The sequence below is a fragment of the Nocardia sp. NPDC059229 genome (genome assembly GCF_042754165.1).
In the GTDB taxonomy this organism is placed as follows: Bacteria; Actinomycetota; Actinomycetes; order Mycobacteriales; family Mycobacteriaceae; genus Nocardia.
In genome coordinates, this window is record NZ_JBHZAK010000011.1 from 38476 (window position 1) to 60821 (window position 22346).

Here is a 22346-nt window from a genome sequence, read left to right on the forward strand (position 1 = left end):
CAACGCGCGGACCTCAGCCGCTCCCGGTCATTCCGATGCGCTCTGCCCGCAGCCCACCGACCCACGTCGGAAGCACCGCCGGTTCGAAGGCCAGGCCGGCGACATACCTGGATGACGGGCGGCGATCCGGATCACCGCCTCGAGAATGCGCTGGCGCACAGCGCTTCTCGGGCCGGCCCCCGACCACGGAATTCACGTCGGAGGATCTCGCCGGGGCGGCGGTCAGCGGGGTTCGGGGGCGGCGACCAGGTCTCGGATGAGCAGGGCGGTGTGGAGGGAGGTGCGGGTCTCGCCGTTGTCGAGATCGACGTCGAGGATGCGTTCGATGCGGGACAGGCGGTCGTAGAGGGTGGGCCGGCTGATATTGAGGCGCTTGGCGAGTTCGGTCTTGTTGCCCGCCAGGTCGAGGAATTGGCGCAGGGTACGGGTGAGATCGGCGGCATTGCGGATGTCGTGCCGGAGCAGGGCGCTCAGCTCGGTCTCGGCGAAGCGCTGGACGCCCGGCTCGTCGCGAATGAGCGACAGCAGGCCGCGCAGGCGGACGTCGCCACTGCGATAGAAGGGGCGCGGCACCGAAGGGTCCAGGGAGAGAGCGACTTCGGCGACGTGCGCGGCCTGGGCCAGCTCGCGCGCGGTGTCGAGGAGGGAGTCCGATTCACCGCCGGCGCCGATGACCGCGCGCTCCACACCCGCCACGCGGCGGATCTCGGCGAGCATGGCCGAGCAGATCGCGGTGAGCGCACTGTCCAGTTCGCCGCTCCGGGCGACACCCAGCACGATGGTGACCCGATTGCCGTGGTCGGGCGCGGCCAGCGCGGTGGCCTTGGCCAGCGCCACCCCGTGCAGCGCCGCGTCCAGCAGTGCGGCCGTACGACGTTGCTGCGCCACCGGATCCGCTTCGGCCGCCGCCGCGACCTCCACCGCGAGCGGGACATAGCGGGCGCGGCGGGCCAGCCCGAGCGCCGCCGCCAGCGCCACGGCGTCGCGCTCGTCGGTGAGGCGGCCGTTGACCATATCGTCGATGAGCCCGGTCTGGGCCTGCCGGTGCAGCCCGAAGCGGTCGCGCTCGATCATCCGGTGCAGGGTCAGCGTCTGCGCGGCGCGTTCGAGCACCATGCGCGCGCGGGCCGTGGGCACCCGGCTGGAGCGCAGGATGAGCCGGCCCCAGCGCTGTGTATGCGGGCCCACCGGAACCACATTCGGGTCGGTGTCGGGCAGCAGCCGGGAGGTGGTCTCCCAGTGCTCCAGCAGGGCCGAGGTACCGGTGTGGCGCGCGGTCAGGGCCAGCACGCGATGCGCCAGGTCCTCGAGCACGACCGAGGCGTCCAGCATCCCGGCAGCGGTTTTCACGATTTCGGCCAGCGACGCCCGCCGCACGCTCAGCGCCGTGAACGTCTCGTGCACCGTGCGCGCGAATTCCAGCTCCGCGTACTGGTCGGCCACGATCACCCGGTGCACCGCCTCGGTGACCTCCACGAACCGCACCACCCGGTGCAGCGCCACGATCGGCAACCCCACCCGGTCGGCGGTCTCGGCCACCACCGGCGACAATTCCCGCACGTAGGTGCCCAATTCGATGACCAGCCCGGACACCCCGGCCGCGGCCAGCGATTCCAGGTAGGCCACGGTGGCCGCGTCGCTACCGGCCAGCGCCTGTCCGGTGGTGAGAATCAATTCCCGTCCTACCAGTAGTTTCGCCACGTCCGGCAGTTCGCTCACATGCACCCACCGCACCGGCCGATCCAGCGGACCGCCACCCACGACCTGCGGCTGCCCGGCCCGCACGACCGGCATGGCCAGCACATCAGCAACGGAGAGGAGCACCGACGAATCGTAATACGAAGTTGGAAAATGGATACACAACGTCGGGAATCAACCGGCGGGTAATGGCGCAGAGTAGGGACGGACACTCACGGAATCGAGGAGATATGCAGACCATCGCACACTGGCTCGACGGCAAGTCCTTCACCGGTTCCAGCACGGCGACCGCACCGGTCACCAATCCTGCGACCGGCGTGGTGACCGGACAGGTCGCCCTGGCCTCCGCGGCCGACGTCCGCACCGTGATCGAATCCGCCGTGGCCGCGTTCCCCTCCTGGCGCGACGCCTCCCTGGCCAGGCGCACCCAGGTGCTGTTCCGCTTCCGCGAACTGCTCAACGAGCGCAAGGAGGAGCTGGCCGCCCTCATCACCAGCGAGCACGGCAAGGTGCTCGCCGACGCGATGGGCGAGGTCACCCGCGGCCTCGAGGTCGTCGAATTCGCCTGCGGCATACCGCATCTGCTCAAGGGCGGCTACACCGAGAACGCCTCCACCAAGGTCGACATCTTCTCCGTGCGGCAAGCCCTGGGCCCGGTGGCCATCATCTCGCCGTTCAACTTCCCGGCCATGGTGCCCATGTGGTTCTTCCCCGTCGCCATCGCGGCCGGCAACACCGTGGTGCTCAAGCCGAGCGAGAAGGACCCCTCGCCCTCGCTGTGGCTGGCCGAGCTGTGGCGCGAGGCCGGGCTGCCCGACGGGGTGTTCAACGTGGTCCAGGGCGACAAGGTGGCGGTGGACGAACTGCTCGCGAACCCCGCCATCAAGGCGGTGTCGTTCGTCGGCTCCACCCCGATCGCCAAGTACGTCTACGAGCACGGCACCGCCGCCGGCAAACGCGTGCAGGCCCTCGGCGGGGCCAAGAACCACATGGTGGTACTGCCCGACGCGGATCTGGACCTGGCCGCCGACGCCGCCGTGAACGCGGGCTTCGGCTCGGCCGGTGAACGCTGCATGGCCATCAGCGCGCTGGTGGCGGTGGGCGACATCGCCGACGACCTGGTAGCGCGGATCACCGAGCGCGCCAAGACCATTCGCACCGGCGACGGCACCCGCGGCACCGATATGGGCCCGCTGGTGACCGAGGCGCACCGCGACAAGGTGGCGTCCTACATCGCGGCGGGCGAATCCTCCGGCGCCACCGTGGTTCTCGACGGCCGCGGGGTGGCCGCCGACGGCGCCTCCGACGGATTCTGGCTGGGCCCCACCGTTCTCGACCACGTCACCACCGACATGAGCGTCTACACCGACGAGATCTTCGGCCCGGTGCTGTCGGTGGTCCGCGTGGACAGCTACGACGAGGCGCTGGCCCTCGTCAACGCCAACCCCTACGGCAACGGCACCGCCCTGTTCACCAATGACGGCGGCGCGGCCCGGCGCTTCCACAACGAGGTCGAGGTCGGCATGGTCGGCATCAATGTCCCCATTCCGGTCCCCATGGCCTACTACAGTTTCGGAGGCTGGAAGAACTCCCTGTTCGGCGATTCGCATGCCCACGGCACCGACGGCGTGCACTTCTTCACCCGCACCAAGGCCGTCACCACCCGCTGGCTCGATCCCAGCCACGGCGGCCTGAACCTCGGCTTCCCCCAGAACCACTGAACGGAGTCCGCGATGACCCTGCCCAATGGGCTGACCCCGGAGGCGGCCCGCGAAAAAGCCGCCCGCGCCTACGAATTGGACCGCAAGCACGTCTTCCACTCCTGGTCCGCGCAGAAGTCGCTGGATCCCATGGTGATCACCGCCGCTCAGGGCTGCTACGTGTGGGACGGCGACGGCAACCGGCTGCTCGACTTCTCCTCGCAGATGGTGAACACCAATATCGGACACCAGCATCCGAAGGTGGTGGCCGCCATCCAGGAGCAGGCGGCCACGCTGTGCACCATCGGCCCGGCCTACGTGAACGACGCCCGCTCGGAGGCGGCGCGGCTCATCGCCGAACGCACCCCCGGTGAGCTGAACCGGATCTTCTTCACCAACGGCGGCGCGGACGCGGTCGAGCACGCGGTGCGCATGGCCCGGCTGCACACCGGGCGGTACAAGGTACTCGCGCGCTACCGGTCGTATCACGGCGGCACCGAGACCGCGGTCAATCTGACCGGTGACCCGCGGCGCTGGCCGAACGACCACGGCAATGCGGGGGTCGTGCACTTCTTCGGACCGTTCCTGTACCGCTCGCAGTTCCACGCCACCACCGAGGCCGAGGAGACCGAACGGGCGCTGCAGCACCTCGAGCAGACCATCGCGCTCGAGGGGCCGAGCACCATCGCGGCCGTCATTCTGGAATCGGTGCCGGGCACGGCCGGAATCATGGTGCCGCCCCCGGGATACCTGGCCGGCGTGCGCGAACTGTGCGACAAGTACGGCATCGTGTTCATCGCCGACGAGGTGATGGCGGGCTTCGGCCGCACCGGAGAATGGTTCGCCATCGACCATTTCGACGTGGCGCCGGACCTGCTCACCTTCGCCAAGGGCGTCAACTCCGGGTATGTGCCGCTGGGCGGCGTCGCCATCGCACCGCACATCGCGGCCACCTTCGACGATCGCGCCTATCCGGGCGGGCTCACCTACTCCGGGCATCCGCTGGCCACGGCCGCGGCCGTCGCGACCATCACCGCCATGCGCGAGGAGGGCATCGTCGAGAACGCCGCCGACATGGGCGAGCGCGTCATCGGCCCCGGCCTGCGGGAACTGGCCGAGCGGCATCCGAGCGTCGGCGAGGTCCGCGGATTGGGCGTGTTCTGGGCCGTGGAACTGGTCCGCGACCGCGCCACCCGCGAACCCCTGGCGCCCTACGGCGGCACCAGCCCGGCCATGAACCAGACCGTCGCCGCCGCCAGGGCCGCCGGACTGCTCCTGTTCGTGAACTTCAACCGCCTGCACGTGGTCCCGCCCTGCACCATCAGCGAGGCCGAGGCCAAGGAGGGACTCGCCATCCTCGATCAGGCGCTCACGGTGGCCGACGCCCATACCGTGTGACCCGGAGACGGTGACTTTCGAGAACGCGAGGAGCGCGATGGGTCAGGAACAACTGCAATTCATCGGCGGCGCACGACGATCCGGGTCGGGCGCGCCGCTGTCGATCATCGCGCCGGCCACGGGCGCGGTCATCGCCTCGGGCGCCGGCGCGAACGCGGCCGACGTCGAGTCGGCGGTGACCGCGGCCCGGGCGGCCTTCCCCGGCTGGGCCGGGCTCACCCCGGGCGCGCGGTCGGACCTCATGCACGAATGGGCCCGGATCCTGCGCGCTCGTGCCGCGGACCTCGCCGCGATCGAAAGTGTCAACACGGGCAAGCCGATTCGCCTCGCCGCGGAATTCGACGTGCCCGGCACCATCGACAACACGGCCTTCTTCGCCGGCGCCGCCCGGCACCTGGAAGGCAAGGCGGCGGCCGAATACTCCGGTGATCACACCTCGTCGATCCGGCGGGAACCCCTCGGCGTCATCGGATCCATCGCGCCCTGGAACTACCCGCTGCAAATGGCGGCCTGGAAGATCCTGCCCGCCGTCGCCGCCGGAAACACGGTGGTGCTCAAGCCTTCCGAGCTGACCCCGCTGTCCTCGCTGCTGTTCGCGGAGGCCGCCACCGATGCGGGCGTGCCGCCGGGCGTGATCAATGTGCTCACCGGCACCGGCGCCGAGGCGGGACAGCCGCTGGTGGAGCATCCGGCCGTGGCCATGGTGTCGTTCACCGGCTCCACCGGGGTCGGCAAACGGGTGGCCGCCACCGCCGCCGGTGCGGTCAAGCGGGTCCACCTCGAACTCGGCGGCAAGGCCCCCTTCGTCGTCTTCGACGACGCCGACCCGGAAGCCGCGGCGCGGGGCGCGGTCGCGGGCGCGCTCATCAATACCGGCCAGGATTGCACGGCCGCCACCCGCGCCTATGTGCAACGCCCGCTGTTCGAGGAATTCGTCGGCCGCGTAGCCGATCTCATGGACCGGGTGGTGCTCGGTCCGGTCGAGAACCCGGAAACCGATATGGGACCCCTCATTTCGCGCGCACACCGCGAGAAAGTGCTGGGCATGGTGGAACGCGCCCGCGAATCCGGCGCGAAAATCGTTCGCGGCGGCCGAATTCCGGAACACACCCCGGCGGCCGGTTCCTACTTCGAGCCGACCCTGATCACCGGCGCGGCCCAGGACTCCGAGATCGTGCAGCACGAGATCTTCGGCCCGGTGTTGGTCGTACTGCCCTTCGAGACCGACGACGAGGCCATCGCGCTGGCCAACGACACCGTCTACGGGCTGGCAGCCTCCGCGTGGTCCCGCGACGTGTTCCGCACCCAGCGGGCGAGCCGGGAAATTCAGGCCGGCTGCGTGTGGATCAACGACCATATTCCGATCATCAGCGAAATGCCGCACGGCGGGTACAAGTCCTCCGGATTCGGAAAGGACATGTCCGCCTACGCATTCGAGGAGTACACGAATATCAAGCACGTCATGTCGGATATCACCGGCGCGGCGCACAAGCCCTGGCACGACGTCGTCTTCCGGGCCGGGTAAAAGGCGGCGATATCGCGCGGGCGGGCTCCGATCGGACCCGCCCGCGAATTTCTGGGCTATCCTCATGACACAGGAGGAGGCGGAAATGGACCGGCCGACGTCGCCGACGCAGGTATTGCGGTCCACCGTGCGTATGCCCCGCCGCTCCGAGGATCGCGCCGCCACCAGCTGACTCTCTCGAAAGCCGCCGACTGGTCCCCCACGGGTGACCATCGGCGGCTTCCACGTACCCCGAGCACGCAGGCGCGAACGTTCGCCGTATCGGCACGAGAGAAGGAGTTGATCGGCCATGTCGGCCAAAGGAAGCAAACTGTGGGCGTCGGCACTCATCGATGCAGCGCCGACGCCGTACTGGACCGACCGGCCCGAGCGGCCGACCCCCACCGACCCCCTCACCACCGCCACCACGGCGGATCTGGCTGTCATCGGCGGCGGCTACAGCGGACTCTGGACCGCGCTGTTGGCCAAGGAACGCTGTCCCGGCATCGATGTGGTGCTGCTGGAGTCCGGTCTCTGCGGACACGCGGCCTCGGGCCGCAACGGCGGATTCTGCTCCGCCAGCCTGACCCACGGCCTGGCCAATGGCATGGAGCGCTTCCCCGACGAGATCGGCCAGCTCGAACGGCTCGGCCGCTCCAACCTGGACGACATCGAGAAGGCCATCCTCCGGTACGGCATCGACTGCGACTTCGAGCGCACCGGCGAAATGGAGGTCGCCACCGCGCCCCACGAGGTCGAATGGCTGCAGGAGAGCCACGACGCCGCCGAAGCCCTCGGCTACCGCACCGAACTGCTCGACGCCGGCCAGGTGCAGGGCATGGTGCACTCCCCCACCTACCTCGGCGGCTGGTGGGACCGCGACGGGGTCGCCATGCTCGATCCGGCCCGGCTGGCCTGGGGACTACGGCGCGCCTGCCTGGATTCCGGTGTCCGCATCTTCGAAGGCACTCCGGTGCAACGCCTTTCGAAATCCCACGGCGGCACGCTGACCCTGCACACCCCGCACGGCGAGGTCCGCGCGCCCCGGGTCGCCCTGTGCACCAGCGCTTTCGCGGGCCCGGTGCCCAAGGTGTCACGCCATGTGGTGCCGGTCTACGACTACGCGCTCATGACCGAGCCACTCACCGCCGAACAGCTCGACAGCATCGGCTGGGGCATCCGCATGGGTCTGGGCGACGCCTCCTACCGATTCCACTACTACCGCCTGACCAGCGACAACCGCATCCTCTTCGGCGGCTACGACGCCATCTACCACTTCGGCAATCGCATCGCCCCCGCCCTGGAATACAACGAGGCCACCTTCGAAACCCTCGCCCAGCACTTCTTCCAGACCTTCCCGCAGCTCGACGGCCTGCGCTTCACCCACCGCTGGGGCGGGGTCATCGACACCTGCGGCCGGTTCTGCGCCTTCTTCGGCTCCGCCTACAAGGGCCGGCTGGTCTACGCCGCCGGCTACACCGGGCTCGGGGTGGGCGCGACCCGCTTCGGCGCGGAGGTCATGCTCGACCAGCTGTGGGGCCGCGACACCGAGCGGACCCGCCTGCGCATGGTCCGCTCCCGGCCGCTGCCGCTGCCACCGGAACCGTTGCGCTCCGCGGGAATTCACCTCACCCGCTGGTCCCTGGCCCGCGCGGACGCGCACCAGGGACGCCGCAATCTGTGGCTGAAAACCCTCGACTACACCGGCCTGGGCTTCGACAGCTGAGCGGCCGGAATCAGTTGGGCCGGCGCAGGATCAGCACCGTGATCTCGCTCGGCGCGAACAGGCGCAGCTGCGGACCCCAGAAGCCGGTGCCCCGGCTGGTGTAGAGCTGGGTGCGCTCGCCGTGGCGGCTGAGCCCGGCCACCACGGGCTGGTCCAGGCGGACCAGGTACCGGAAGGGCCAGATCTGCCCGCCGTGGGTGTGGCCCGAAATCTGCAGGGCCACACCGGCCGACACCGCATCGGTGACCTGTTTGGGCTGGTGGGCCAGCAGGACCACCGGCAGCGCCGGATCAGCGCCGGCCAGGGCCGCGGTGATATCGGGGCCGTGGCCGGGCAGGCCGCTACCGGTGGGGTCGTCGATGCCCGCCAGCACAAGGCTGTCGCCATCGCGGGTGATGACCTCGTGCTGGTTGCGCAGCGGCTGCCAGCCCAGGCCGGACATGTGGTCGATCCAGCCCGGTGCGTCGCCGAAGTATTCGTGATTGCCGGTGATGTAGAAGCGGCCGTACTCGGCCTCGACCTTGCCCAGCGGATCGACCTGCGCCCTCCGCTTCTCCACCGAGCCGTCGGCGAGATCGCCCGCGTGACAGGCGATATCGGGATGCAGCGCGTTGACCTCCTCGACCACCCGCTCCGACCAGCGCAACCGATCGGTCGCGGCGTAGTGGGTGTCGGTGACGACCACCAGCCGGAGACCGTCCAAACCCGCACCGAGACCGGGGATCTCGACCTCGACCGTGCGAACGCGCGGCACCCGGCGCGCCTCGTAGATCGCCCAGGCGGACAGCACGACCGACACCGCCAGCACCCCGACGGCCACCACGCGCGAGCGCACCGGATCGTCCACCCCCGCGACCGCCAGCACACCCCGGACCGCGGCGCCGATCACCGACCAGGTGAACACCACCCACATGACACCCAGCATGGTGTCGCCCACCAGCGACGCCGCGTCGGACTGCCGCGGGCCGTGCCCGAGCAGCATGCCCGCGGGCAGCGCCAGATAGCCGAGCAGGAACACCGCCGACCCGAGCCAGAACCATGTCCCGGACATCGTCGTGTAGACCAGCAGCCACCAGGGGAGGGCGAACAGGAGCGCGGGAATGCCGAGGAACAGAACCGCGCGCGGAACGTACTTCACGGGAGATCATCCTTGTCGGACCGAAAACCGCCGGACCCGGCGACCGATCCCAACATACCCGCGCGCTCGCGACCGCTGGTCGGGCGTTCGCCCGACCAGCCGCGATGAGGAAGGATGATCTCGTGATCGACCAGAACTCCGGCCGGGGAGCTCCGATCCTCGACGACATCTCCAAGCGGATCATCGACCAGCTCCAGGAGGACGGGCGACGCGCGTACGCCACCATCGGCAAGGCCGTCGGACTCTCCGAGGCCGCCGTCCGCCAGCGCGTGCAGAAGCTGGCCGATGCCGGGGTGATCCAGATCGTCGCGGTCACCGATCCCCTGCAGGTCGGTCTCTTCCGGCAGGCCATGATCGCCATCACCGTCGACGGGCCGGTGCAGCAGGTGGCCGACATCTTGGCTGCCATCGAGGAAATCAACTATGTGGTGGTGTGCGCCGGCCGCTACGACATCCTCTGCGAGGCCGTGTGCCCGGACGACGAAGCCCTGCTCGACCTGGTGTCCAACCGGATTCGCGGGCTGGCCGGGGTCCGACACGCCGAGATCATGGTGTACCTCAAGCTGCGGAAGCAGACCTACAAGTACGGCACCCGCTGATCGGGGCGCGAACCCTCACTCGGCCCCGGGTTCGCCCGCCGGCTCCGCGGTGAGCGTGGCGAGTTCGGCCGCGAGGTTGGCGCGGGCCGCGGACTCGTAGCGGGCCCGGGCGGTGGGCGTGCGGAAGAGGGCTGGCTGCCCAGCGAGCGCCGCCAGCACGGCCGCCCGGCCCGAGCGGAAGAGCGGGTCGGGAACGTGGGCGTACTCGGCGCGGACGGCGGCGGTGTAGGCGGCGTAGGCGGTCGCATCGGCCGCGAGGATCGCCAGATCGGCATCACAGAGCACCGCGCCGTTGCGGTCCGACGGGTCCGGATGGTGGCCGCCGGTCAGCCGGACCAGCCGCGCGGCCTCCGCCACCGTGTCCGCGCCGACTCCCAGTGCGGGCAGGGCGGTTTCGGCCAGGCGGGCGCTGGCCTCCTCGTTGTCGGTGCCGTCGACGGCGTAGACCGCGTCGTGGAAGAAGGCGGCGTAGCGCACCGCGTCCAGATCCTCCGCGTCGGCGGCCAGATCGTCGATGACCGCCAGCATGGCGGCCAGGTGCTCGACGGTGTGATAGCGGCGGTGCGGCTCACGGTAACGGCGGACCAGGTCCTCCCCCACCGCGCGCGCCTGCGGCCCGGCCAATTTCGTCCAGCGGTCCAGCAGATCCGCGTCCAGACTCATCCCCATCCGGGCAGTGTGCCCAATCTTCGGTCCGGAGAAAACCCCTCCGGCAGCGTGGTTTTCACCACTGGCTCATAAGGTCAAGCGTTCCCGAGCGTGAGGTAGCGCTGAATGGTGGGCCCGATGTCGGCGACGATCTGCTCCGAGCTCAGCGCCACCACCGGCGGCAGCCGTAAGACGTAGCGGCACAGGGCGAGTCCCAGGATCTGGGTGGCGATCAGACCCGCGCGATGCGGTGCGTCGGCCGGATCGCCGAAACGGAGCACGGCCGGCATGAGCTGCTGGGCGAAGATGCGCCGGGTGCGTTCCACCACGTCCTCGTCGGTCAGCGACGAACGGATGAGGGTGAGCAGGATCTCGCTGGTCGGCGGCTGCTCCCACAGCTCCAGGAAACGCGCCGCGAGCAGTGCGCCCAGCGAATCCGGTGCGGCCGCACCGAGATCCGGCAGCTCCAGGTCGACATCCAGTGCGGCGTCGAACAATCCGTCCTTGTTGCCGTAATAGCGCATCACCATCGACGGGTCGATCCCGGCGTCGGCCGCGATCGCCCGGATGGTCGCCTTCCGGTAGCCGTCCTCGGCGAAGCGGCGGCGCGCCGCCTCCAGAATCGCCGCGCGGGTGGCATCCGACCGCCGCGGCCCCGTCTCCACAGTCATGCCCACAAGTGTAGGCCAACAACTGTTGACGACCAAGGGCCGGGTTACAGTGAGCCATGTCCATGCAGCCCAAGCGCTGGACGCCGCCCAAGGCGACGGCCCGCGCCCACGAAAACCACAGTGCGCCACCCATGCCGCCCGTGCGGCGGCTCGAGGTGCCCGGCGACGGGCCCGAGGATGTGGTCATCGCCCCCGACGGCAGAGTCGTCGCGGGACTCGCGGACGGCACCCTGGTGGCGGTCGACCCGGCCGACGGCACGGTCGAGCGGATCGGGCACACCGGCGGACGGCCGCTGGGACTGCACGCGAACCCCGATGGCTCGCTGCTGATCTGCGATGCCAACCGTGGGCTGCTGCGGCTGGACAAGCCGGGCGGGCAGGTCGAGGTGCTGGTGTCCGAGGTCGACGGCGTGCCGCTGAACTTCACCAGCAATGTGGTCGCCGACGGCGACACCGTCTACTTCTCCGAATCCACCCGGCACTGGTCGCTCGGCGAATACATGGGCGACATGCTCGAGCACTCCGAGACCGGGCGGCTGCTGCGCCGCAATCCCGACGGCGGCGTCGAAACCCTGGTCGACGGGCTGAAATTCGCGAACGGCATCGTGCTCGCCCCGGACCGCTCGTGCCTGCTGGTCGCCGAGACCGGCGGCTACAGCATCACCCGCTACTGGCTGACCGGGCCGAAGGCGGGCACCCACGACTACTTCGCCGAGAACCTGCCCGCCTTCCCCGACAATATGGGCCTCGGCAGTGACGGGCTGGCCTGGGTGGCGCTGGTGTCGCCGCGAAATCCGCTGCTGGACATGCTACTTCCGCTGCCCGGCGTGCTGCGCCGGCTGGTGTGGGCGATTCCCGAAGCGCTGCAACCGAAACCGGCCCGCACGGTGTGGGTGCAGGCCTTCGACTTCGACGGGAATCTCGTCCACGACCTGCAGCGCGAGGGCACCGACTACGCCATGGTCACCGGGGTCGCCGAACAGGACGGCGCGATCTACCTCGGCAGCCTGACCGAATCGGCGATCGCGGTCACCGCGGTGCCCTAGCTCTTCTGAGCCTCGTCCTGCGCGTGCTGCGCCTGGGCCAGCTGCCCGGGCGTGTACCGCAGCGTCAGCGCCAGCAGGCCCATGACCGCGGTGCCGATGGCGCACACCAGCAGGACGAGGGTGTACCCGCTGCCCAGCGCATCGATCTGACTCGGCGACATCTCGCTTACCTTGCCCGATTTGCCGCCGAGCGCCAGGGTGCGCGACAGGGCGACCGGGCTAAGCACGCCGACCGCGAACGGCGTGCCCATGTTCATGAACATCTGCCCGACCGCCGACAGCGGGCCGATGTGGGCCATGTCCACGCCGACCAGCACGCACAGCGGCAGGATCACGATGGCGGTGCCCACGGTGAAGCCGACGATCGACATCATGACCAGCAGCGTGGGGAAATAGTCGGCCGAACTGTCCAGTGTCGAACCGAAATACAGCGCGCCCGCCAGCACGAGGGCGGCCGCCAGCAGCAGCCAGCGCGCCCGGACATACATGCACGCCTTGGACGCCACCGCGGTACCGACGCCCGCGCCGAGGGTGAACGGAATGCTGGCCAGACCGGCCTGCAGCGGGCTGTAGCGCAGCACGTTCTGCAGGAACTGCGCGACGAAGAAGGTGGTCGCGCCGAGCACGCCGGAGGTCAGGAAGATGGCGGCGAAGGTGATCACGCGGTCGCGGCTCTTGAACAGCGACCACGGCAGCAGCGGGTTGTCCACATCACGCTCGGCGAAGATGAACACGATCAGCAGGACGAAGCCGCCGATCAGCGTGCCGAGGATGACCGGAGAGCCCCAACCCATTTCGGGCCCCTCGGTTGCGCCGAAGACGACCGACACACAGGCCAGCGTGCCCAGGATGGCGCCGCGCACATCCATGGACATGCGGTGGTGCGCGGTGTCGCGCAGCTGGTAGATCGCGCCCCAGACGATGAGAAGGCCGATCGGCACATTGATCCAGAAGATCCAGCGCCAGTCGACCTGGGTCAGCGCGCCGCCGATGACCAGACCACCGACCGAGCCGACACCGACCATGGATCCGAAGATGGCGACCGCCTGATTGCGGGCCGGGCCGGGCGCGTAGGTGCTCGCCACCAGCGCGAAGGCGGTCGGCGCGGCAATGGCCGCGCCCGTGCCCTGCAGCGCGCGGGCCGCGATCAGCCAGGCTTCGTTCTGCGCGGTGCCGCACAGCGCCGAGGCGACGGTGAACAGCGCGACGCCGAGAATCAGCATCCGCTTGCGGCCGAACGAGTCGCCGAGACGCCCGCCCAGGAGCATGAGGCCCGCGAACGGAAGACCATAGGCCGTGACCGTCCACGCACTGCCCGCGCTGGACAGGCCGAGCTGTTCCTGTAGTCGCGGCAGCGCCAGGATCATGACGGTGCCGTCCAGCACGACCATCAGCTGAAGCCCGCTGAGGACGAGAATTGCGAGCCCGAACGCCCGCTTGGTCACCGGATACTGCATCGTCGCAGCGGGGTTATCGAGCACCCGCCCACTGTAATGGATGCACTATCCGGCGAACCGAACTCATTACGCGACGTCAGGAGTTGTCCTGGTCCGGCGCACCCGCCGTGAAGCCCGCGGTCGGGCCGATGACGATGATGGCCGGCGGGCGAATGCCCTCGGTGCGCACCCGCTCGGCGACGGTGGCCAGGTCGGCGCGCAGGATGCGCTGGGTGCGCAGGCTGCCCTCCTGGATGACGGTGACCGGGGTGTCGGCGGCACGGCCACCGGAGATCAGCGCGTCGGCGAACTTCTCGATCCGCTCGACTGCCATCAGCAGCACGATGGTGCCGCGCAGCCGGGCCAGCGCGGGCCAGTCGACCAGCGAATCCGGGTGGTCGGGGGCGACATGGCCGCTGACGACCACGAACTCGTGCGTGACACCGCGGTGGGTGACCGGGATACCGGCCAGGGCGGGCACCGAAATCGCGCTGGTGACACCGGGAACCACGGTCACCGGGATACCGGCGTCGACGCAGGCTTCGAGTTCCTCGTAGCCGCGCCCGAAGACATAGTTGTCGCCGCCCTTGAGCCGCACCACGAACTTGCCCGCCTTCGCGCCCTCGATGAGCGCGGCATTGATGGCCTCCTGCGCCATGGCCCGGCCGTAGGGAATCTTGGCCGCGTCGATGACCTCCACCTCCGGCCCGAGCTCGGCCAGCAGCTCCGGCGGCGCAAGCCGGTCGGCGACAACGAGATTCGCGCGGGCCAGCAGGCGACGGCCGCGCACGGTGATGAGATCCGGATCGCCGGGGCCGCCGCCGACCAGCGCCACGCCCGGGGTCACGGGGGCCGAATCATCGGTCACCACACCGGATTGCAGGGCTTCCAGCAGCGCGTTGCGCACCGCGGCCGAGCGGCGGTGCTGTCCGCCGGCCAGTACGCCCATCGTCATGCCGTCGTAGCGCGCGGTGGCCGGAGTGACCGCGGTGCCCAGCCGCGCGGTGTCGGCGCGGACGCAGAAAATGCGGCGGCGGGTGGCCTCCGCGACCACGGCCGCATTGGTCTCGGGCTCGTCGGTGCAGGCCATGACGTACCAGGCGCCGTCGAGATCGCCGTCGGCGTAGGCACGCAACTCCAGGGTCAGCTGTCCCGAGGTGGCCATGCCCTCGACCGCGGGCGTGGCCTCACGGCTGATCACGTGCACATCCGCGCCGGAGGCGATGAGCAGCCCGAGCCGCCGCTGCGCCACCGTGCCGCCGCCGACCACGACCACGCGACGACCGTTCAGATCGAGGCCGACCAGGTAGTTCGGATCGCCGGTGTCGACCCGGGACTCGGGAACCGGCTGGTCATCGGGGGTGGCTGCGGGGTTCTGCACAAGGATTCAGGGTACGGCGTGAGCGGGGGCGCACGACAATCGCCCGGCATCCGGGTGGCAATCGATACAGAGTTCACAACGGTCGCGGTCATCTTGCGCATCCAACGCGCCGGTCATTTCTATGCTCAATAGCTATGACACGCAGTGCCACCGTGCTTGTTCGCTGTTGCCTGCTCGCCGCACTGGTGGTGCTCGGCATTCCCTTCGGAATCAGTCACGCCGATCCTCCGGTGGAGGCCGTCTATGCGCAGCCGGGGTCCTGGGCGGTGACCGAACAGCGCGCCTTCACCTGTTGCGACTCCACCGGGGCCGCCTACGACATCTGGTATCCGACCGAGCTGGGGGCCAACGGGTTCCGGCATCCGATCATCACCTGGGGTGACGGGACCAACGCGCATCCGAACCAATACGCGTATCTGCTGCGGCATTTCGCGTCCTGGGGGTTCGTGGTGATCGCCACCGAGAGCTCGGCCACCGGGTCGGGGATCGACATCGCGGGGGCGGTCGACCGGCTGTTGTCCCTGGCCACGGACCCGGGCAGCGTCTTCCACGACCGGCTCGACCCGGATGCGATTGGCGCGGTGGGGCATTCGCAGGGGGCGACGGGCGCCCTCAACGCCATGATGCATTCGGGCGGCCGGATCAAGACCGCGGTGCCGATCGAGCTGCCCATCCAGCTGTCGTGCTTCCTGGGCTGGTGCCCCGATACCCATGGACTGGCCGGCGGTTCGGTCTTCTTCGTGAACGGTTCGGCCGACACCGTCATCTCGCCGTCCGAGCAGACCTTGCCGCCAACGGCCGTCGGCCTGCAATCACTGCGGGCCTTCTACGACGCGGTGCCCGCCGGCGTCCAGAAGGCGTGGGGCACCCTGGTCGGCCCGAATCACAATGATGTTCAGGGCCAACCGGATTGCGCCGACGCCTCCTGGCCGTGCACCTCCGGCGTCTCCGGTTACCTCGGCTATCCCACCGCCTGGCTGGCCGCCCGGCTGCTCGGCAGGGCCGACGCCCAGCGGGCGTTCGCGGCCGGATCCGGCGAATTCCTCGCCCCGAATCCACTGTGGACCAACCAGATCAGCGACATCACTACCCCATGACCTTGCCGAAGTTCGCGTCTTCCTGAATCAGGTGCAGGCCACGGCCCTTCCGGAGCGGCAGCTGGCCGAGATCGACCTGATCGAGCGTGATGGTGACCGGGTGGCCGTCCAGCCGGCCGTCGAGCACCAGCCGGTTCGGCGTCGGTTGCTCGTAGCCGAGATCCGCCAGGTCCGTGGTCGCCTGCGCGCCGCGGAGCACCAATCGGTGTGCGCCGGTGTCGATCTGCGCGCCCAGCGGCATCAACTCATCGTCCATGCGCTGCACGACGGCCATCTTGGGCTGGTCGAAAACCAGTCGCCGCCAGCGGCTCTCATCGGTCAGCAACGGCGGCACCGGCTGGCCGTCGCGGGTGAATTCGGTGACCATCCAGATGCCGTACAGCTCGGATTTCGGGCTGCCACCGCCGTATTCGTGCCAGTTGTCCGCCCCGATCCAGACGTAGCCCGCCGACAACCACACGATCAGCAGCACCTGCGCGGCGGCCGCCCAGCGCAGCGTCCGGCGCGTGCGGAACGGCTCTGGTGTGGCGGCCGGACCGGCGGCCCGGCCGGTCAGCAGCGCGGTGAGCCGCGGGGCCTCGGGCACCAGCAGGACCAGGCAGAGCAGCATCAGATGGAACGACAGCAGCTTCACCGGCACATCGAAGGTCATGTTCAGCACCCACACCTGCGCCATGCTCACCAGGCTCAGCAGCACACCCGCCAACCGGGTGCGCGGCACCAGCAGCAGCACACCGCCCAGCACCTCGGCGGTCCCGAGCAGGGTTTCGTACACCGGTGACACGCCGACCTGACTCCACAGCACACCCATGGGCGCGAAGTCGCCGTACGAGGTCAGCAGCGTGGTGAGCGCGGGCTCGGGCATCTGCGTCGGAATCGCCTTGGCGAACCCGTATCCGAGCATCTGACCGGCCAGGCACAACCGGATGAAGAACAGGAACCACGCGGACAGGCGGTGGTACTCGGTCCGGGCGCGGTCCAGCATCGTCCAGAGCACGGTCCCGGCCGCCGCGATCACGAGCAGGCAGAACACCAGGATCCAGAAGACCGCCTGATCACCGCTGCCCGTTTCGTGCAGCGCCACATCGGTCCCGAAGACGGTGTGGCCCGTCCACTTCACCACGGGCAGGGACACACTCATCCAGAGGCGGGGCCAGTCGTCCGGGAGCCAGCGTTGCAGCGGTCCCGCGAAGTCGATCAGCATTTGCGGGTAGAAGACGCAGAAGAGCCCGAAGTACAGGAATCCGAAGCGGAAGAGAATGCGTCCGATCGGATTCCAGGACCGTGCGGGTTCGGTGTCCCTCCGCTCCCGATCGGTCGCGATGTCGATTGTCTGCACGCTCATGCCCCGTCCCTCACTTCCATTCGGAAGCTTCGACGGTAGGCGGTCCGGCGGCCCGCACGCTTCCGGATTCACCCTGAGCCGACCCGGAATATGCCTGATAGGAACTACTTCTCGAGGCGTACGTGTCAGCACGACCACGACGTGGCGACAAAGCCACATCCCGGTCACCGGTACTGGTGAAACGGGTCTCGCCGATCCCCTACCGGAGCTATTTAGAACGCGTTACATTTCATCCAACGTGCCGACCGGACTTACCACAGCGGCGACTCGGCCGCATCCGGTAGCCCGCAGGCACACTCCGCTACACCCGCGCAGGGAGGACCCCATGACTTCGGCCCACGCCGATCCCAACCAGCGGATGGAACTCACGGTCTCCGACCAGAACCTCGATGAACTCGCGACCGAACTCGCGCAGTGGCTCGGGACCAAGGTCGAGGCCGACGAGCCGCCGCAGGTCACCTCGATCACCCGGCCGCAGGCCGGCGGCATGTCCAGCACCACGCTGCTCTTCGACGCCGAGTGGACCGAGCAGGGGCAGGCGGCCGGCGGGTCCTTCGTGGCGCGGCTCGCGCCCGATCAGAGCTCCTTCCCGGTGTTCGAGAACTACGACCTGGCAACGCAGTTCGCGGTCATGGCCGGTGTCGCCGAGGCCACCGACCTGCCGGTGCCCCCGCTGTGCTGGCTGGAAACCGGTTCCGACAATGTGCTCGGCGCACCGTTCTTCGTCATGCGCCGCGTGAACGGCCGTGTGCCCGAGGACAATCCGCCGTACGTATTCATCGGCTGGCTGCACGAGGCCACCCCGGAGCAGCGCTATCAGGTGACCTGCCGGACCATCGAGATCATCGCCGCGGTGCACTCGATTCCCGATCCGGCCCAGCGGTTTCCGATGCTGGCGGGCGAGGGCTCGGCGCTGCGGCGGCACTTCGAGGCCCAGCGGGCGTGGTACGACTGGGCGCTCGCGCGCGACGGCTTCCGCATCCCGCTGCTGGAGCGCACCTTCGACTGGCTCGAGGAGAACTTCCCCACCGATACCGCACCGGACGTGCTGAGCTGGGGCGACGCCCGGCCGGGCAATGTCATGTTCGACGAGTTCGATCCGGTCGCGGTATTGGACTGGGAGATGGCCGCCATCGGCCCGCGGGAACTCGACGTGGCCTGGACGATTCTCATCCACCGGTTCTTCCAGGACATCGCCACGCGGTTCGACCAGCCGGGCCTGGCCGACTACATGCGGCGCGCCGATGTGGAGAAGCTCTACGAGGAGGCCAGCGGGCACGCCGTGCGCGACCTGGACTGGTACCTCATGTACGCCGCGCTGCGGCACGGCATCGTGATGGCCCGCATCCGGCGGCGGATGATCCACTTCGGTGAGGCGGCCGACAACGACGATCGCGACGACTACGTGATGCACCGGCATCTGCTGGAAGCCATGCTCGACGGCACCTACTCGTGGGATTGAGAGATGACGCAGAATCAGATCAACTCGCTCGACGAATATCCGATCCACCAGACCCCGCTGTCCATGTCGCGGGTCGGGACCAGTGATCGAAACTTCTACGACCGCAACTACTTCAACGCGCTCGACACCGGCAGTGACACCTTCCTGGTCACCGGTTTCGGCGTGTATCCGAACCTGGGCGTGACCGACGCGTTCGCGACCGTGCGCCGCGGCGACACCCAGCGGGCCGTGCGGTTCTCCGACGCCCTGGCCGAGCGCAGCCTCGAGCCCAAGGTCGGCGGCTACCGGATCGAGATCGCCGAACCGCTGCAGAAGATCCGTGTGCTCTGCGAACACGAGGACCTGTCCTTCGACCTGACCTGGGAGGGTTCCTTCCCGGCCATGGCCGAACAGCCGCACACCATCCTCACCGGCGTGCACCGGCCCATCATCGACGCGCAGCGCTTCGCGCAGGTCGGAACCTGGTCGGGCACACTGCATGTCGACGGCGCCGATATCAGCGTGGACCCGTCCGCATGGTGCGGCACCCGCGACCGCTCCTGGGGGATCCGCCCGGTCGGCGAATCCGATCACCCCGGCCGGTTGGGGTCCGAACCGTCCGAAGGCTTCTGGTGGCTGTACGTGCCGCTGCTGTTCGACGAGTTCTCCATCATCGTCATCGTGCAGGAGGAGCCCAACGGCTTCCGCACGCTCAACGACGCCACCCGGATCTGGAAGGACGGGCGAGTCGAGCAACTGGGCTGGCCCCGTGTGCATCTGACGTACAAGTCCGGCACGCGCATCCCGACGCGGGTGCGCCTGGATCTCACCACGCCCGACGGCAAGCCGCTCGAGGTCGAGGTCGAAGCCGGAACCTTCATGGCCCTCAATGTCGGTTGCGGCTACGGCGGCGACCCCGATTGGCAGCACGGCCAATGGAAGGGCCGCGACTGGTCCGAGAGCAAGCTCTACGACCTGACCGACCCGGCCATTGCCGGGCGCATTCCGTTCGGCGTCATCGACCATGTCGGCAAGGCGCGCTGCGGCGACGCCGAGGGCTGGGGACTGTTCGAGCACGGCACCATGGGTCGCCATGATCCGACCGGATTCGCCGATTGGGGCGCTGTCGCACCCTGATCGCGCACAGCCGCAGCCCTCGCCGGCAACCAACCACCCGGCAGGGGCTGCGGCGTGTGAGAGTAACGTCACATGTCGGCAATTCCGGTGTCCTACTGCGGAATTCACTGATCGCGGACGCCACGGCCCGGATGAGGAAGTGGTCAGGTGGAGGGCCACCAGTAATTGACGACCATGTAGAGGCTGAGTATCAAGCCTGCGATGAAGATCAGGGCACCGATCGCGATTCCCCAGGTGGGACGCCAGCCATGGCGTAGGGCTATGCGACCCAGTTGCCAGGAGACGGCTCCACCGGCTGCCCAGGTGTACAGAGGGAACGCGCCCAGGCCCAGGATGATCCGAGGTGGGCAAGGGTGCCGCCAGCCGCAGAACTCTGGGATGCCGTCCAGGTTTCTGATGATGAGGAAGGACAGGAAGCCTGTGACGCAGAAGCCGACGGTGCCCCAGAAACGCCACCACATCAGGAAACTGCGCCAGCCGTCGGGTACGAGGGTGGGATACGCCACAAGGCAAAAGATAAAGAACAAAACGCAAAAGACAAAAGACCAAAGGACAAAAGATGCCTGGAGAAGGGAGGGGGAGGCCGAGCTCACGTCGGCGCCTGCACCTACCAGCCCCCTCACCTTTGAAGTCGCATGTGGGGTTGCTGCAGGAGGTATTCCTTCAGATCACGGGGGTTGGGGTCGCCACGTGATGGCTTGCGCCCGTTGGGGGACACTGCGGATCGGTAGTGAAGGCGGGGATCGACCTTCCGGCGGGCGGCAGTGTGGTGAGGACAGGGGGCTGGCGGGCTGGATTGATCTGTGCGGCCCGAAATGGGGTCACCAGCTTCGTGGGCTCGCGCGTTGGCGGGAATGCGGGAATCACGCGGCCCGTGGACCCCACCTCAGGCAACTGGAATCAATGGCAGCGGCAACCCACTGCCCCACGTGATGCCGATCGTTCACCCGCGCCGTGCCGGTCGGGTCAAGACGTTTCGGGGCAATCCAACCGGTACGTCCCCGATACGGGGAATCCTTGCCCATGACAACGGTTCTCCAACCCTCGGCACTGTCATTGACCAGCGCATGGCAGTGATCGCACACCAAGGTCAGATTGGTCAGATCCGTGGGGCCGCCCTTGGCCCAGTCGGTGATGTGGTGCACCGCGCACATCGACGCTGGCGCATCGCATCCGGGGCGGGTACAGCCCTTGTCGCGGGCGATAAGGGCCAACCGCTGGGCGGGGGTGGCCAGGCGTTCGCAGCGACCCAGGTACAGCGGCAACCCGTCGGCGTCGAGGACCGCCAGCACCGGCCGGGTACCCTCGGCCATCTTCAGGGCCTCGTTGATGCTCACGTGGCCACCGGAAGCGGTGGTCGCGACCCCGGCCCCACGCTCGAGGTCGGCGAGGTTCATGGTCAGGATGGCCTGCACCGGCAAACCCCGGTGCGAACCCAGCTTGGCGGGGTCGACACCGGGCTGCAGCAACGCGAACAACGCGTCGTGGGTGCGCTGCCCGGCATCACGGCGGTCGCGGCGGGCGGCGGCCTCGAGGACCTTCGAATCGATGACACCGGCGGTGGCGGTGGGGCTTTCGGGGTCTTCGAGGTTGCACATGCCCGGACGCGCCAGCTTCGCGAACACCACATCGAGCAGGGCCCGCAGTTCGGGGGTGATCCAGCCTTCGATCCAGGACATGCCATCGATGCCGGGGCGGCACAGCATCATTCCGCGCTTGCGGCGGCGGTCGGCGTCGGAGACGACCTTGCCATCGGGGTCGACACGGGCGAGGATGTCGCGACCGATCTTGGGCAGGTCATCGGGCCAACCAGTGCGGGAATGGCCGACCAGGATGTGTTCGGCCTCCGTACGAGCCTCGGCCGGGATGTCGGCGGGCAGGTGGGTCATGACGTCGATGATGTTGCGGACATGATCACGCGAGATACCGCCCGCCTCAAAAGCTTCGGCGGTTTCAGCGAGGGCAGCTGGGCGCAGGTGTCCGGTGGGTTCGAAGAATTCTCCGCACTGGCGGGTGATCTTCACCCGCACCGATGCGTCGTACCTCGACAATCCCAACGTCTGCCGCAGGAACGGCACCACATCCTTCGCCCCGCTGCCTTCGGGCAGTGAGCGGTTGCAGGCTTCGATGATCAGGCGTGAATCCAGTGCCGACAGTTGACGTTTGCAGGTTTCCAGGCGCTGCATCAGCTCCACGACATCACCGTCGGAGAACGGGTTCAGGTTGCCGTGCAGGACGGAATTCGACAGGGTTTCGACGGCGGCTGCCAGGTCGGCGATGCCGCACGTGTCGAGTGTCACCCCCGTCGAATTCATGCATTGATTTTACCGCTACAGCAACAACCGGGGAACCCGAAATGTCCTGTATTACTTGGCTTTTCA

General features: G+C 68.6%; 18 protein-coding genes. 9 read left to right on the top strand and 9 right to left on the bottom strand.

The window, feature by feature from the left end:
- Positions 1–222: 222 nt before the first annotated feature.
- Positions 223–1794 (bottom strand): PucR family transcriptional regulator, encoded by a 1572-nt coding sequence (locus tag ACFXHE_RS24300; RefSeq protein WP_379386884.1) that lies wholly within the window; start codon positions 1792–1794, stop codon positions 223–225.
- Positions 1795–1928: 134 nt separating this feature from the next.
- Here ACFXHE_RS24300 and ACFXHE_RS24305 point away from each other — a divergent pair, with 134 nt between their 5' ends.
- The 4 genes from ACFXHE_RS24305 (at position 1929) to ACFXHE_RS24320 (ending at position 8026) form a co-directional block, all read left to right on the top strand.
- Positions 1929–3419 (top strand): CoA-acylating methylmalonate-semialdehyde dehydrogenase, encoded by a 1491-nt coding sequence (locus ACFXHE_RS24305; protein WP_379386503.1) that lies wholly within the window; start codon positions 1929–1931, stop codon positions 3417–3419.
- 12 nt (positions 3420–3431) lie between these two features.
- A complete protein-coding gene (locus ACFXHE_RS24310; protein ID WP_379386505.1) occupies positions 3432–4796 on the top strand; it encodes an aspartate aminotransferase family protein in 1365 nt (454 codons plus the stop codon).
- A gap of 37 nt (positions 4797–4833) precedes the next feature.
- The gene (locus tag ACFXHE_RS24315; RefSeq protein ID WP_379386507.1) at positions 4834–6321 is read left to right on the top strand and encodes a gamma-aminobutyraldehyde dehydrogenase; all 1488 of its coding nucleotides are present in this window, start codon (positions 4834–4836) and stop codon (positions 6319–6321) included.
- Between the two features lie 289 nt (positions 6322–6610).
- Positions 6611–8026 carry an NAD(P)/FAD-dependent oxidoreductase gene (locus tag ACFXHE_RS24320; RefSeq protein WP_379386509.1) on the top strand — a complete coding sequence of 472 codons (1416 nt, stop codon included), beginning with the start codon at positions 6611–6613 and terminating at the stop codon, positions 8024–8026.
- Positions 8027–8036: 10 nt separating this feature from the next.
- On the opposite strand, the gene ACFXHE_RS24325 is transcribed toward ACFXHE_RS24320, so the two are convergent.
- The gene (locus ACFXHE_RS24325) at positions 8037–9164 is read right to left on the bottom strand and encodes a metallophosphoesterase (protein WP_379386511.1); all 1128 of its coding nucleotides are present in this window, start codon (positions 9162–9164) and stop codon (positions 8037–8039) included.
- Between the two features lie 104 nt (positions 9165–9268).
- On the opposite strand from ACFXHE_RS24325, the gene ACFXHE_RS24330 reads away from it, so the two are divergent.
- Complete coding sequence (locus ACFXHE_RS24330) at positions 9269–9763, top strand: Lrp/AsnC family transcriptional regulator (protein ID WP_379386513.1); 495 nt, start codon at positions 9269–9271, stop codon at positions 9761–9763.
- A gap of 15 nt (positions 9764–9778) precedes the next feature.
- On the opposite strand, the gene ACFXHE_RS24335 is transcribed toward ACFXHE_RS24330, so the two are convergent.
- Together ACFXHE_RS24335 and ACFXHE_RS24340 are read right to left on the bottom strand one after the other, a co-directional pair.
- Positions 9779–10432: a metal-dependent phosphohydrolase gene (locus tag ACFXHE_RS24335; RefSeq protein ID WP_379386514.1), complete on the bottom strand. Its 654-nt coding sequence runs from the start codon at positions 10430–10432 to the stop codon at positions 9779–9781.
- A gap of 74 nt (positions 10433–10506) precedes the next feature.
- Complete coding sequence (locus tag ACFXHE_RS24340) at positions 10507–11082, bottom strand: TetR family transcriptional regulator (RefSeq protein WP_364623986.1); 576 nt, start codon at positions 11080–11082, stop codon at positions 10507–10509.
- A gap of 56 nt (positions 11083–11138) precedes the next feature.
- Here ACFXHE_RS24340 and ACFXHE_RS24345 point away from each other — a divergent pair, with 56 nt between their 5' ends.
- Positions 11139–12128, top strand: a complete 990-nt coding sequence (locus tag ACFXHE_RS24345; RefSeq protein ID WP_379386516.1) for an SMP-30/gluconolactonase/LRE family protein — start codon at positions 11139–11141, stop codon at positions 12126–12128.
- Here ACFXHE_RS24345 and ACFXHE_RS24350 read toward each other — a convergent pair.
- A complete protein-coding gene (locus tag ACFXHE_RS24350) occupies positions 12125–13609 on the bottom strand; it encodes an MFS transporter (RefSeq protein ID WP_379386518.1) in 1485 nt (494 codons plus the stop codon). The genes ACFXHE_RS24345 and ACFXHE_RS24350 overlap by 4 nt on opposite strands.
- A gap of 52 nt (positions 13610–13661) precedes the next feature.
- The gene (gene cobA, locus ACFXHE_RS24355) at positions 13662–14870 is read right to left on the bottom strand and encodes a uroporphyrinogen-III C-methyltransferase (RefSeq protein WP_379386886.1); all 1209 of its coding nucleotides are present in this window, start codon (positions 14868–14870) and stop codon (positions 13662–13664) included.
- A gap of 209 nt (positions 14871–15079) precedes the next feature.
- Between cobA and ACFXHE_RS24360 the strand changes: the two genes are divergently transcribed.
- Positions 15080–16042 carry a hypothetical protein gene (locus ACFXHE_RS24360; RefSeq protein ID WP_379386520.1) on the top strand — a complete coding sequence of 321 codons (963 nt, stop codon included), beginning with the start codon at positions 15080–15082 and terminating at the stop codon, positions 16040–16042.
- On the opposite strand, the gene ACFXHE_RS24365 is transcribed toward ACFXHE_RS24360, so the two are convergent.
- Positions 16032–17387, bottom strand: coding sequence for a DoxX family protein (locus ACFXHE_RS24365; RefSeq protein ID WP_379386522.1), 1356 nt, complete (start codon positions 17385–17387; stop codon positions 16032–16034). The two genes, ACFXHE_RS24360 and ACFXHE_RS24365, sit on opposite strands and share 11 nt — an antisense overlap.
- A gap of 325 nt (positions 17388–17712) precedes the next feature.
- Between ACFXHE_RS24365 and ACFXHE_RS24370 the strand changes: the two genes are divergently transcribed.
- Both ACFXHE_RS24370 and ACFXHE_RS24375 read left to right on the top strand, forming a co-directional pair.
- A complete protein-coding gene (locus tag ACFXHE_RS24370) occupies positions 17713–18849 on the top strand; it encodes a phosphotransferase family protein (protein ID WP_379386524.1) in 1137 nt (378 codons plus the stop codon).
- Positions 18850–18852: 3 nt separating this feature from the next.
- Entirely contained in the window at positions 18853–19965 is a 1113-nt protein-coding gene (locus ACFXHE_RS24375; RefSeq protein WP_379386526.1) for a hypothetical protein, read from the top strand.
- 143 nt (positions 19966–20108) lie between these two features.
- Here ACFXHE_RS24375 and ACFXHE_RS24380 read toward each other — a convergent pair whose 3' ends face one another.
- The gene (locus ACFXHE_RS24380) at positions 20109–20471 is read right to left on the bottom strand and encodes a hypothetical protein (protein WP_379386528.1); all 363 of its coding nucleotides are present in this window, start codon (positions 20469–20471) and stop codon (positions 20109–20111) included.
- 357 nt (positions 20472–20828) lie between these two features.
- The gene (locus tag ACFXHE_RS24385; RefSeq protein WP_379386529.1) at positions 20829–22280 is read right to left on the bottom strand and encodes a DUF222 domain-containing protein; all 1452 of its coding nucleotides are present in this window, start codon (positions 22278–22280) and stop codon (positions 20829–20831) included.
- Between the last annotated feature and the right edge of the window lie 66 nt (positions 22281–22346).

Bases quoted from the DNA above. Each gene is read 5' to 3' on its own strand.
- ACFXHE_RS24365 (WP_379386522.1), bottom strand. From the start codon at position 17,387: ATGAGCGTGCAGACAATCGACATCGCGACCGATCGGGAGCGGAGGGAC.
- ACFXHE_RS24300 (WP_379386884.1), bottom strand. From the start codon at position 1,794: ATGCCGGTCGTGCGGGCCGGGCAGCCGCAGGTCGTGGGTGGCGGTCCG.
- ACFXHE_RS24370 (WP_379386524.1), top strand. From the start codon at position 17,713: ATGACTTCGGCCCACGCCGATCCCAACCAGCGGATGGAACTCACGGTC.
- ACFXHE_RS24310 (WP_379386505.1), top strand. From the start codon at position 3,432: ATGACCCTGCCCAATGGGCTGACCCCGGAGGCGGCCCGCGAAAAAGCC.
- ACFXHE_RS24385 (WP_379386529.1), bottom strand. From the start codon at position 22,280: ATGAATTCGACGGGGGTGACACTCGACACGTGCGGCATCGCCGACCTG.
- ACFXHE_RS24375 (WP_379386526.1), top strand. From the start codon at position 18,853: ATGACGCAGAATCAGATCAACTCGCTCGACGAATATCCGATCCACCAG.
- ACFXHE_RS24345 (WP_379386516.1), top strand. From the start codon at position 11,139: ATGTCCATGCAGCCCAAGCGCTGGACGCCGCCCAAGGCGACGGCCCGC.
- ACFXHE_RS24335 (WP_379386514.1), bottom strand. From the start codon at position 10,432: ATGGGGATGAGTCTGGACGCGGATCTGCTGGACCGCTGGACGAAATTG.
- ACFXHE_RS24330 (WP_379386513.1), top strand. From the start codon at position 9,269: ATGAGGAAGGATGATCTCGTGATCGACCAGAACTCCGGCCGGGGAGCT.
- ACFXHE_RS24360 (WP_379386520.1), top strand. From the start codon at position 15,080: ATGACACGCAGTGCCACCGTGCTTGTTCGCTGTTGCCTGCTCGCCGCA.
- ACFXHE_RS24340 (WP_364623986.1), bottom strand. From the start codon at position 11,082: ATGACTGTGGAGACGGGGCCGCGGCGGTCGGATGCCACCCGCGCGGCG.
- ACFXHE_RS24320 (WP_379386509.1), top strand. From the start codon at position 6,611: ATGTCGGCCAAAGGAAGCAAACTGTGGGCGTCGGCACTCATCGATGCA.
- ACFXHE_RS24305 (WP_379386503.1), top strand. From the start codon at position 1,929: ATGCAGACCATCGCACACTGGCTCGACGGCAAGTCCTTCACCGGTTCC.
- ACFXHE_RS24315 (WP_379386507.1), top strand. From the start codon at position 4,834: ATGGGTCAGGAACAACTGCAATTCATCGGCGGCGCACGACGATCCGGG.